The organism is Kitasatospora sp. NPDC004272 (assembly GCF_053603035.1).
In genome coordinates, this window is the sequence record NZ_JBSGET010000100.1 from 19,701 (window position 1) to 30,901 (window position 11,201).

Consider the following 11,201-nt stretch of genomic DNA (forward strand, 5'->3'; position numbering starts at 1 on the left):
CCGGGGGTCAGGGGCCGGGCCGCTCCTCCTGGTGCAGGTCGAGGGCGGTCAGCAGGTGGATCGCGGCGTCCGCCCAGCGGGCGGGCACCGGGTCGGCGGCCAGCGCGTCCAGCAGGGCCGCCCCGGTGCGCAGGCCGGTGCGGCGCAGGTGGGCGGCGGCCGGGGCGAGGTGGTGCGGCAGGGCGGTGTCCAGGCCGGTGCGGGCGAGTTCGGCCAGCGCGGTCCGGGCCGCGGTCAGCGCCTCGGTCAGCGGGTCGCCGCCGGTGGGCGGCAGGGCGGTGAACGGGTGCGGGTCGCCCTCGGCCGCCAGGTCCGGGTGGACCAGCCCGGCGGCGGTGCGCACCGCCAGCGGGTCGAGCGCCGGACGGCCCGCCGCCTGCCGCAGCAGGCCGCTGACGTGCGTCACCGTGCCGGACTCCAGGGCGGCGGCCAGCGCGTCGATCCGGCCCGGGCAGAGCACGTCGTGCTCGGCGGCGACCAGCACCGCCGTCCCCGCACCGTCCCGCAGCACCGCCTCCAGGCGCTGCCGGGCCGGGTCGTAGCCCAGCGGGCCGACCTCCGCGACGGCCAGCACGTGCGCGTTCTCCGCCTCCACCCGGGGCCGCACCAGCCGGGGCGGGCGCCCGCCCAGCGCGCGCAGCCGGGCCGCCGCGTCGTGCAGCAGCACCGGCGCGGGCAGTGAGGCCCAGGCGTCGCCGAGCGGGGTGATGCTGGTGGAGGCGGTCCGGCCGCGCTCCACCGTGACGGTCCGCCCGGCGCTGCGCGAGAGCGACTCGCTGACCAGATTCGCCCCCGCCAGCGCCCGCACCGAGTGCCCCAGCAGCCGCCGGGCGGCCAGTTCGGCACCGGTCGCCCCCCGGCCCTCCGGCAGCGCCCACTGCTTGCGCAGCACCAGGACGATCCCGGCGTCCGGCTGGGCGAGGTAGACCTCGGTGCTCCGCTCCTGCTCGCCCCGGCCGGAGACCCGGCAGCCCAGCGCGACCAGCCGGGTGCGGCGCAGCTGCGTGACGGCGCTCTCGCCGGTGCCCAGCGCCAACGGCCGGTCCGCGGCCCGCCCCCGGGCCAGCAGCTCGGCCAGCAGCTCGGCGACCCGGTCCGGGTCGTAGCGGGTGTCCCGGTCCGCGTACGCCTGGGCCTGGTCCCGCAGCTCGGCCGCCGCGGCGGCCGGCCAGTGCGCCGAGGCGGACGTCAACCCGGCCTCGACGCGGGCTAGTTGCGCCAGCAGTACCGGGCCGCTGCGGGCGGTGCCGGTGCGCAGCAGCTCCTCGGCGAGGGTGGTCACCGCCGCCATCGGGTCCGGTTCGGCGGTCGGTTCGGCGGTCGGTTCGGCGGCCCGTCCGGCGGTCGGTTCGGCGGTGCTCTTCGCGGTGCCGGTCCTCGCGGTGCCGGTCGGCTCGCCGCCCATGGTGCGGGTCGCCCCGGACGGGGTGCCGTCCTGTTCGGCCGCCCGGAAGGCCCAGGCCGCCAGGGTCACCATCTCGCCGTGCCGGGCCGAAGTCGCGCCGCTCAGCGCGAAGTTCAGGCTGTGCGGGACGGGGAAGCGGACGGTGCAGCTCGGCAGCTCCACCGAGGGGGCCGGATGCTCGGCGTCCATCCGCTGCACCGCCGCCCGCACCCCGCGCTGCCAGGCCCGGCGGGCCGCCGTCAGGGCCGGGCGGCCGAACGCGGCCAGCAGCGCCGCATCGTCGAACTCGGCCGGAGACCAAGGGAGTTGCTCCGCCTCGGGGATGCCCGCAGCCGTCCCGTCCGGGAGCGGCGGGGGCGCGGACCCGGCCCGGTCCGCTGTCTGCGTCTGCGTCTGCGTCTGCGCCGAGGCCGGTGCCTGCGTCTGTGCCTGGGACCGGGCCGCAGCCTGGTAGGCGAGGACCAGCCCCACCAGGTGACGGCACACCCCCGGCGCCGGGCAGCTGCACGTCCCCGCCTCCAGCGGGACCCCGGCGGGCAGCGCCGTCCGGCTGCCGTCCGGGAACGACGCCGACACCTCGCCGTCCGCGCCGAGCGCCACCGACGCCCCGGCACCCGACTCCAGTTCGCGGGTCGCCCGCTTCACCAGGCCGCGGTTGGCCAGCGCCGCCAGCGTGTCGGCGTCCAGCGCCAGCAGGTCGGACCGGGGCGCGCTCACCGGCCCACCTTCTCCGCCACGAAGGCCGCCAGCTCACCCGGCGTCATCGCGCCCACGTGTGCGCCCAACCCGACCAGCCGGGACGCCAGTTCACGGTCGTACACCGGATTCGCCTCCTCGTCCAGCGCCGCCAGCCCGAGCACCGTGCTGCCCTGCTCGACCAGCTTGCGCACCCCGTGCAACAGGCGGCCGGTGTCGCCGCCCTCGTAGAAGTCCGTCACCAGTACCACGATGCTGCGCCGCGGGTTGTCCAGCAGCCCGGCCCCGTAGTCCACCGCCCGGGCGATGTCGGTGCCGCCACCGAGCTGCACCCGCATCAGCAGCTCCACCGGGTCCGCGACGTCCTCGGTCAGGTCCACCACCGAGGTGTCGAACGCCACCAGGTGGGTGCGCAGCCCCGGCAGGTTCCACAGGCAGGCCGCCGTCACCGCCGAATGGATCACCGAACCGACCATCGAGCCCGACTGGTCGACCAGCAGCACCAGTTGCCAGCGCTCCAGGCTGCGCCGGGTCCGCGAGTGGAAGTACGGCCGCTCGATCAGCAGCCGCCGCCGCTCCGGCTGGTAGTGCGCCAGGTTCGCCCGCACGGTGGAACGGAAGTCGAAGTTCCGGGCCAGCGGGACCAGGCTGCGGCCCGGCGCCCGCGCACCGGTGAACGCCCGGCGCACCTCGGGGCGCAGCCTGGCCAGCAGGTCGCGCACCACCGTCTCGACCAACTTGCGGGCCAGCGAGAGGAGTTCGGGGTTCATCAGGTGCTTGGTGCGCAGCACGGCGCGCAGCAGCGCCGGACTCGGCTCCACCCGGGACAGCACCTCCGGATCGGTGACGATCTCGTCGATCCCGTAGCGCTCCACCGCGTCCCGCTCCAGCCGCTCCACGGTCTCCTTCGGGAACAGCCGGTGCACGTCCTCCAGCCAGTCCACCGGCGTCACCCGGGACGCCTCGCTGCCGCCACCGCGCGAACTGCCGCGCGAACTGCCGCGCGAACCGCCACCGCCCGTCCGGCGCACCCCGCGCCGGTTCGCCTCCGGGTCGCGCCCGTACAGCCACTCCAGTGCGGCGTCCTGCTCGGCGGCGAGCTGCCCGAGGCCACCGGTGCAGCGCTCGGCGGCCGCGCCGAGGATCAGCCGCCAGCGCTCCAGGCCCTCGTCGGGCAGGGCGGCGGTCGCGGGGAGCCGGGTGGCGGGTGCGGCCGGGGCCGTGTCCGGTGCGGGGGGCGCGGTGACCGGTGCGGGGGCGGGTGCGTCCGGTGCGGGGGCCGGGGCCAGGCCGTAGGCGGACAGCAGGTCGGTGACGGCGAGTTCCAGACCGGCGGCGCGGGCCAACAGGGCCGGGTCTGCGCTGGTGCGCAGCAGGCCGCGGGCCGAACCGGTGCGGCCGCGGCGGGCCAGCAGGCGCTGGGCGATCCGCTCGCGCTCGCGCGGCGGGAAGTAGCCGAACGCCTGGCGCAGCGCGGGCAGGCCGTGCAGGAAGTCGGCGGCGGGCAGACGAGTGACGATCCCGTCCAGCACGTCGAACAGCGACGCGTCACCGGCCGGATCCAGGGCCGGGCCGGTCAGCTGCTCGCGGGCCAGCACGAACAGCCCGGACAGCCAGTCGCCCAGCCGCTCCGGCTCACCGGCCAGCGCCCGCGCCTGCCGGGCCGCGCTCTCGGCGGCATGGGCGTTCTCGGTGTCCCCGGCGCCGCCGGTGCTCTCGGCCCGCCCGGTGCCTTTGGCGCCGCCGGTGTCCCTGGTGCCTTCGGCGTCCCCGGCCCGTCCGGTGCCTTCGGTGTCTCCGGCCCGCCCGGTGCCCTTGGCGTCGCCGGTGCCCCCGGGTTTCCCGGTGTCCTCGCGGCCCTCGGCGTCTTCGGTACTCGCGGTCCTCCCGGCGCCGCCGGTCGTGGCCGAGGCCGTCGCGTCCGCCGACAGCGACCAGCCCAGGCCGAGGGCGGCGCCGCGCAGGTCCGGGGGCGCGGCCGGGTCGGCGGAGATCCGGGCCGCGGTGGCCAGGGCGGCGGGGCGCGGCAGGGTGAGGACGGGGGCGGCGTGGCGCAGGGCGTCGCGGGCGGCGGTCGCGGCGCGCAGCCGGGCGTGGTCGACGCCGCTCCCGCCGTGCAGGCCCTCGGCCAGCCACAGGACGCGCCGCAGGGCCGCGTCGACCAGGTGGGCCAGCCGGGGGTCGGCCGCGACGCCGTACACCCGGTCGTGCCGCCACAGGTCCAGGGTGGTGGCCAACACCTGTCCCACCGCGCCGAGTTCGGGGACCCGGCCGACCCGTTCGGTGAGCGTGTCGAGGAGTTCGCCGGTCAGCGCGCCGATTCCGCACAGCACGGCGTCGAACAGCAGCCCGGCCAGCGCGGCCGGGTCGGTGCCCGCGTCCCGGGCCCGCTCGGACAGCGCCACGGCCGCCGCGTCGGACAGCCGCGCCCCGTACGCGCCGGCCTCGATCAGTGCGGCGTCGCGCCGGTGCTGCCAGCCGTTCGGGGACGGCTCCCAGAGTTCGCCGAACACCGCGTCGCCGCCGTCGGTCGGCCCGCTCGCCCGGACGTGCCCGGGCACGTCCAGCACCCGCAGCCGGTGCAGGAAGCGGCTGCGCCGCAGCCCTTCCGGGGTGGTCAGGTCGGCCTTCGCCGGGGAGCCCGATTCGACGCCGCACAGCTCCTGTTCGGCCGCCACGTCGTGCACCAGCGGCGGTGCGGGGGTGTTCGGGTGCAGCCGGCCGAGCCGGTCGCCGGTGCCGGCCTCGACCAGCACCCGCACCAGCGGGTCGGTGCCCGCCGCCGGCCGCCCGCGCCGCTGCCAGGGCAGCGGCTGCTCCAGCGCCTCGCCGACCAGCCCCGAGACCAGGCCGTCCAGCACGTCGGCGCGCGAGCGCGTCCGGTGCCCGCGCATCGCCGCCAGGCCGTCGGCCAGGGTGCGGGCCGCGATCAGGTCGGCCGTCGACACCCGCACCTTCGCCGCCCGCAGCCGCCGCACCACCTCCTCGGTCAGGCCGTCCGCCGCGCCCTGCGGGCCGCGCTCCCACAGCAGTTGGTAGTAGCCGGGGGAGGGCATGCCGGACTGGTAGCCGCCGAACGCGTCCAACTGCCGGAAGGAGTACGGCACCAGGTGACTCCCACCGACCGCGCCCGCCGGCGGACTCGGCACCTCGGGCCAGTCGGGCCCGGCCGCCCCGGACGCCGCCAACTCCCGCAGCGCGGGCGTGTGGAAGCCGCCGGTGACCACCAGCACCGGCCCGTCGTCCCGTGCCAGCGCGGCCCGCACCCAGCGCGCCATGTACGCCTCGCGGGCCGCGTCGCCCTCGGCGGCGGCCGCGTCGCCGCGCACCAACTCGAAATAGGCGTCCAGCCGTTCGGCCAGGCCCGCCGGGTCCGGGAGCTCGACCAGGCCGTCCCACAGGGTGTCCGGCGAGTCCGTCCCGAACGCCGCGCACAGCCGCTCGGTGGCCTGTGCGTACCGGGCCTCCGCGTCCGCGAACCGGTTGGCCAGCGGGCGCGCCCGGTCGGTGAACGCCGGGTGCCAGGCCGGGAGGTCGACGAAACGCACCTGTGCGCCCGCCGCCCGCCCCTCGGTCAGCGCCACCCACTCCGGCGAGTACGCGCACAGCGGCGCCCAGGAGGTCGCCGTCCGCTCCTCGTCCCGGTAGTGGCTGAACACCGCGACCGGCAGCTGGTGGCCCAGCAGCAGTTCGTCCAGTCGCGGGTTCAGGTCCGCCGGGCCCTCGATCAGCACGTGCGCGGGCCGCAACTCCCCGACGGTGCGCGCCACCAGGGCCGCGCAGGCCGGCGAGTGGTGCCGCACGCCCAGGAACACCGCCTCCGGGCGCGCCGTGGTCCGGGCCATCAGTCGGCCAACAGGTGCCGGGCGTCGTACAGTTCGCGCCAGCGGCCGCCCTTGCGGCGGTCCACCTGCTGCTCCAGGAAACGGCGTAGCCGGGCCAGGTCGTCCGGGTTGTCCTTGGCCGCCGTACCGGCCAGGCAGGTCACCAAGTCCGCGGCGCTGCCCGGCTCCTGGCGCAGGAACCAGCCGCGCACCCCCACCGCGTGCGCCACCGACACCGCCTCCGCGGTGCTCAGCACCGCCGAGGACGCGCCCTTGCCGCCGTCCGGCGCGCGCAGCTCGCGGAAGGTCGCCACCAGCACCTCCAACAGGTCCCGGTCCGGGGCCGTCCCGACGCCCGAACGGCGCAGCAGCGCCGCCGACTCGGCCTCCACCAGGGCGACTTCGGTGTCGAAGTCGGCGATCGGGAACACCGTCTCGAAGTTGAACCGGCGCTTGAGCGCGGCGCTCATCTCGTTGACGCCCCGGTCCCGGGTGTTCGCGGTGGCGATCACGTTGAACCCCGGGGCGGCGAAGACCATGCCGTCCGGGCCGTCCAACTCCGGTACCGCCAGGACCCGTTCGGAGAGCAGCGAGAGCAGGCAGTCCTGCACCTCCAGCGGGCAGCGGGTGATCTCCTCGAACCGGACCACCCGGCCCCGCGCCATGCCCTTCAGTATCGGCGCGGGCACCAGCGAACGCGTCGACGGGCCCTCCGAGACCAGCAGCGCGTAGTTCCAGCCGTACTTGATCTGGTCCTCGGTGGTGGCCGCCCCGCCCTGCACCGTCAGCGTGGACGTGCCGCTCACCGCCGCCGCGATCAACTCCGACAGCAGCGACTTCGCCGTCCCCGGCTCACCCACCAGCATCAGCCCGCGGTCGGTCGCCAGCGTCACCAGCGCCCGCTCCACCAGCGCCGCGTTCCCCACGAACTTCCGGCTGATCCCGGCCCGTTCGTCCCCCACCACGAAACTCCGCGCCGCCCGCAGGCTCAACTCCCACCCGGGCGGCCGCGGGTCCCCGTCCCGCTCGCGCAGCACCGCCAACTCCTCCGCGAAGCGCACCTCCGCGGGCGGACGCTGCATGTCGGGACGGTCGGCGGTCGAAACGGGCATCGTACGGATCCTCGGGGCAGACGGGCAGACGGGCAGACGAGCGGACGGACGGGCGGACGGACGGGCGAGCAGGCGACGGCTACGGGGGTGATCCTCTCAAGCCCCCGCGCCCCACCGGCGCCCGGGCACCCGCCCGCGGACGGGCCGTTTGCCGCACAACCGACCGTAGTCGCCGGCACCGACAGCGCCGCCGGCGGGCGGGACGGGCACCACGACCGGGTGCCCCGCGACGGCCGGTGGCATGTCATGGTCGGGCAACAGTGTGCGAACCGTGCCGTCCGGGGCGGCTAGTTTGGGCGGATGAGCCTATCGATCGACGAGGTGGCCGCCGCCGGTGCGGCCTGGGTGTGGAGGCCGGAGGACGCCGAGGCCGTCACGGACCCGCAGTACACGATCCTGCGGCTGCCCGCGTACTACCCCTTCCGCCTCTCGGTGGTCTCCTTCGCCCCGGCCGGCCCGCTGGCCGGGGCGGTGGACGCCGTGCTGGCCCGGGCCCGGACGCTCGGGCAGCCGGTGCTGGACTGGCAGGTGCTGCTCGGCGACCCGGCCGGGCTGGAGGCCGAACTGGTGGCCCGCGGCGGGCGGCTCAAGATCGGTCTGGAGATCCTGGCCGCCGACCTGTCCGGGGGTGCGCCCGAACTGCGGCCGCCGGAGGCGGACGTGCGGCTGAGCTGGGCCACCGACCCCGCGACGGCGCGCGACGCGGCGGTCGTCGAGGTGACCGGCTTCGGCGGCGAACTCCCGCCCCCCGCACGGATCGAGAGGGCGGCGGCCCGGGGCGCGGCGGACGTCCCGGCGGGCCGCGGCGGCAGGCTGGTCGCCCACCTGGACGGCGAACCCGTCGGGACGGGCGGCGTGCAACTGGTCGACGGCGTCGCCCGGTTCACCGGCGGCGTGGTCGTCCCGGCCCACCGGGGCCGCGGCGTGTACCGGGCACTGCTGGCGGCCCGGCTCTCCTACGCGGTGGCCCACGGCGCGCGGATGGCCCTGGTCAAGGGCAACCCGACGACGTCCGGGCCGATCCTGCAGCGGGCCGGGTTCACCGTCCACGGCCAGGAGCCGGTCTACGTGGTGACGTTGTCCTGAGCGGCGGCCGCGGCGGGGCTCCACTCCGGGAGGTTGTGGGTGAGGGCGGTGCTCAGCGGCGTGAGCTTCTGCACCAGGGTGTTGAAGTCCCCGCTGTGGCCGTCGGACCACTGGCCCATGCAGACCATCATCTCGTGGCCGACGCCGGCGATGCTCTGCACCAGGCCGCTGTCGGCCGGGAGTCGGCGCAGGCCGGAATCGGCGGGCGGGAGCTGGCCGGGGATCCGGTAGTCGCCGGTGCCGGCGGCGGCGCCCAGCTTCATCCCCAGGTCCATGGCGTCGTGCTGGTCCTTCATGGTGAACAGCACCAGGTTGTACTGGTTGCCGTCGGCGTCCTTGTACAGCGCCAGGTCGACGCCGAGGCAGCCTTCGCCCTGGGCGATCAGTCCGGCGACCGTCGGCGGCACCGTTTCGGCGCCGGTGCAGACCGGGTTCGTGCTCTTCGCCACCAGGGTGTACCCCTCCACCTGCGCGGGGAAGACCGACAGCGGCGCCGCCCCGGTCGGCTCGCCGGACAGCACCGACCCGGCCCGGGCGGAGGGTGCCGACGCGGACGGCGACGCCTCGGCCGACGCGGACGGCGAGCCGGCGGCGGACGGAGGCGCCGTCGCGGGCGAGGACGCGGCGGCTGCGGCCGGGGCGGACGGTGCCGGCGCTGCGGCCGGTGCCAAGCGGTCGGAGGTGAGCGCGTACGCCCCCGCTCCCGCTACGACCAGCAGGGTGACGGCCAGCGGGACCAGCACCCGGCCGCGCGAGCGGCGGCCCTGCGGCGGGGTCTGTTGCTGTTGCTGCTGCGCCCGTTCGGCGGCGGCAGGCTCGTGCCGCGCGTTGTTCTTCTCGAACTCCCTGACGAACTCGTCCCACAGTTCGTCACCGGATCCATCCGTTTTCACAAGACCCGAACAGTAGTGATCTCCGGCGCACTTGGGAAGCGCCGTGTACGTTCCTGCTGTCGAGGGTGCGGACGAGCGGAACGGGGAACGCGTGCTGATCGCGATGGCGGGCCTGCCCGGGGCGGGGAAGAGCACGGTCGCCGAGGCGCTGGGGCGGCGGCTGGCCGCGCCGGTGGTGTCGGTGGACCCGATCGAGGCGGCGATGCGCCGGGCGGGCGTGGCACCCGGCCAGCCCACCGGGCTGGCCGCGTACGTGGTCGCCGAGGCGGTGGCGGACGGGGTGCTGGCGCTCGGGCAGAACGTGATCGTGGACGCCGTCAACGCGGTGGAGGCGGCCCGCGGGCAGTGGCGGGCGCTGGCGGCCCGGCGCCGGGTGCCGGTGGTGTTCCTGGAGGTGGTGTGCACGGACCGCGCGGTGCACCGCGGACGGTTGGCCGCCCGCCGGCGGGGCATCGCGGGCTTCCCCGAGCCGGAGTGGGCGGCCGTGGAGCGGCTCCGGGCGGAGTTCGAGCCCTGGCCCGGGGAAGGGGCGGAGGGCTCCCGCCGCCCGGAGCGGCTGGTGCTGGACAGCCTGGACGAGGTGGAGTTGAACGTGTCGACGGCGCTCGGCTTCCTGGGCGCCGTCTCCTGACCGGCCGACTCAGCCGGAGACGGTCAACTCCTCCAGTTCGGCCAGGAGTTCGGAGACGGCGACGGCGGGCAGGTCGCCCAGGCGCTGGGGCCGGGCGGCGGGGGAGGACGGGCGCGGGCCCGCGCTGAGGCCCAACCACGCCTCGCGCAGGTGCTGTTCGGGCTGGGCGGTGCGGTTGCGGAAGTCGAGGCCCGGGGAGAGGACCAGGTTCAGGTAGCGGCCGCCGGGCAGCGGTCCGGCCAGCGCGCTGCCGCTGCTCCGCCAGCCCCGGCGGAGCAGGGCGAGCAGGGCCTCGGCGGGCACGTCGCGTCTCTCGAACCGGTGCAGGCGGTCCCCGGCGGCCTCCTGCGGGGTCAACACCAGCACGGGACGGCCGAGTTGCGGGAACGGCTGGAGGATCTCGTAGTCGGCGAACAGCTCGGACCAGGCACCCAGGGCGTCCCCGAGGTGCAGCGGATGGGCGAGCCGGACCACCGCGTCCGGGGCGAGCGGGAACGGCCGGTCGTCGAGGTCGGCGAAGGTGCGGTCCTCGGCGATCCGGAAGGGGACGCCGTCGGCGGTCCACAGCAGGCGGCGCACCGGGTGCCACAGCAGCGGGTGCGTCAGGAACAGCGTTCGGAACTCCTCGGCGCCCCACGTCCGTTCGGTGACCATCGCGCGCTCCAGATGGGCGAGCAGACCGGCCGCCAGGGCCCGGACGTCCTTCTTCAGCGCGGCGTACCGCCGACGGGCCGCCGCTGCCAGCGCCGGTTCGTCCTCCGCACCCGGGGCGGGCAGCGCGGCCCGGCGCCGGCCCGCGCCGTCCAGCAGGTACGGCTGCAGCTGCTCGTCGAAGTGGACGGTGAACTCCCGTGCGCCGTAGTCGAGTCGGGCCGTGCCGTCGGCGTCCAGGCCCAGCCCGGGGACCCGGCGGTCGGCCAGCTGGTCGGCGGTGAGGCCCAGCGCGTCGGCGAGTTCGGCGGCCTGCTCCCCGGCGCGCTCCCGCACCGTCTTGGAGGCGGCCGTCCGGACGAGCCCGCTCAGCTGCCGCAGCGCCGCGTCGGTGCCGATCGCGGCCAGCGCGTCCACGGCCTGGGCCGCGCCCCGGCCCGACCAGTCGGCCAGCGCCCGGGCCAGCCGGGCGGCGGTGCCGTCGTCGCCGAACCAGCCCAGCGCGGTGAGCGCCCACCGGGTGTCGGAGGGCGCGCCCTGCCGCCGCCACTCCTCGAACACCCCCTCGCAGAACTCCGCCAGCGACTCGGGCGTGCACACCGCGGCGACCTGCGCCAGCCCCGGGTACGCCCCGTCCGACCCGTCCGGCCCGCCCAGCGACAGCATGGTCAGCACGTGCTCCGCGGCCTGCTCCGGCAGCGCCGGACCAGAGGCCAGCAGCAGCTGCGGCAGCGTGCCGGCCTCCCCCGACAGCCGGTTGTACGGGATCCGGGCGGGCAGCGCGGCCACCAGCGGATCGGTGTCCAGCAGGTCCGCGACGGCCCCCGCCGCCCCCGGCCCGTACCGCCCGTCCGCGGCCGCCGTCAGCGCCCCGGCCCCGGCCCCGGCCGCGACCAGCCGCAG

7 protein-coding genes are annotated in these 11,201 nt (G+C 76.8%); 2 read left to right on the plus strand and 5 right to left on the minus strand.

The window, feature by feature from the left end:
- Positions 1 to 7 precede the first annotated feature (7 nt).
- The 3 genes from ACWEO5_RS26700 to ACWEO5_RS26710 are packed head-to-tail and all read right to left on the minus strand — an operon-like array spanning position 8 to position 7,037.
- On the minus strand, positions 8 to 2,122 hold the full coding sequence (locus ACWEO5_RS26700) for a hypothetical protein (protein ID WP_452164779.1): 2,115 nt from the start codon (positions 2,120 to 2,122) through the stop codon (positions 8 to 10).
- The gene (locus ACWEO5_RS26705; RefSeq protein WP_452164780.1) at positions 2,119 to 5,946 is read right to left on the minus strand and encodes a DUF5682 family protein; all 3,828 of its coding nucleotides are present in this window, start codon (positions 5,944 to 5,946) and stop codon (positions 2,119 to 2,121) included. The genes ACWEO5_RS26700 and ACWEO5_RS26705 overlap by 4 nt, the downstream gene beginning before the upstream one ends.
- A complete protein-coding gene (locus ACWEO5_RS26710; protein ID WP_452164781.1) occupies positions 5,946 to 7,037 on the minus strand; it encodes an ATP-binding protein in 1,092 nt (363 codons plus the stop codon). Before ACWEO5_RS26710 ends, ACWEO5_RS26705 begins: the two co-directional genes overlap by 1 nt.
- A gap of 300 nt (positions 7,038 to 7,337) precedes the next feature.
- On the opposite strand from ACWEO5_RS26710, the gene ACWEO5_RS26715 reads away from it, so the two are divergent.
- The gene (locus tag ACWEO5_RS26715) at positions 7,338 to 8,123 is read left to right on the plus strand and encodes a GNAT family N-acetyltransferase (protein WP_452164782.1); all 786 of its coding nucleotides are present in this window, start codon (positions 7,338 to 7,340) and stop codon (positions 8,121 to 8,123) included.
- Here the strand turns inward: ACWEO5_RS26715 and ACWEO5_RS26720 are convergent.
- Positions 8,102 to 9,016 (minus strand): hypothetical protein, encoded by a 915-nt coding sequence (locus ACWEO5_RS26720; protein WP_452164783.1) that lies wholly within the window; start codon positions 9,014 to 9,016, stop codon positions 8,102 to 8,104. The genes ACWEO5_RS26715 and ACWEO5_RS26720 overlap by 22 nt on opposite strands.
- Positions 9,017 to 9,059: 43 nt before the next feature.
- On the opposite strand from ACWEO5_RS26720, the gene ACWEO5_RS26725 reads away from it, so the two are divergent.
- Positions 9,060 to 9,647, plus strand: coding sequence for an AAA family ATPase (locus tag ACWEO5_RS26725; protein WP_452164784.1), 588 nt, complete (start codon positions 9,060 to 9,062; stop codon positions 9,645 to 9,647).
- A gap of 9 nt (positions 9,648 to 9,656) precedes the next feature.
- Here ACWEO5_RS26725 and ACWEO5_RS26730 read toward each other — a convergent pair.
- Positions 9,657 to 11,201: DUF4132 domain-containing protein (locus ACWEO5_RS26730; protein ID WP_452164785.1), on the minus strand; the 1,545-nt coding region annotated here is incomplete at its 5' end.

What these genes read in the sequence shown, in the direction of transcription:
- ACWEO5_RS26705 (WP_452164780.1), bottom strand. Translation starts at nt 5,946, where the DNA reads ATGGCCCGGACCACGGCGCGCCCGGAGGCGGTGTTCCTGGGCGTGCGG.
- ACWEO5_RS26710 (WP_452164781.1), bottom strand. Translation starts at nt 7,037, where the DNA reads ATGCCCGTTTCGACCGCCGACCGTCCCGACATGCAGCGTCCGCCCGCG.
- ACWEO5_RS26715 (WP_452164782.1), top strand. Translation starts at nt 7,338, where the DNA reads ATGAGCCTATCGATCGACGAGGTGGCCGCCGCCGGTGCGGCCTGGGTG.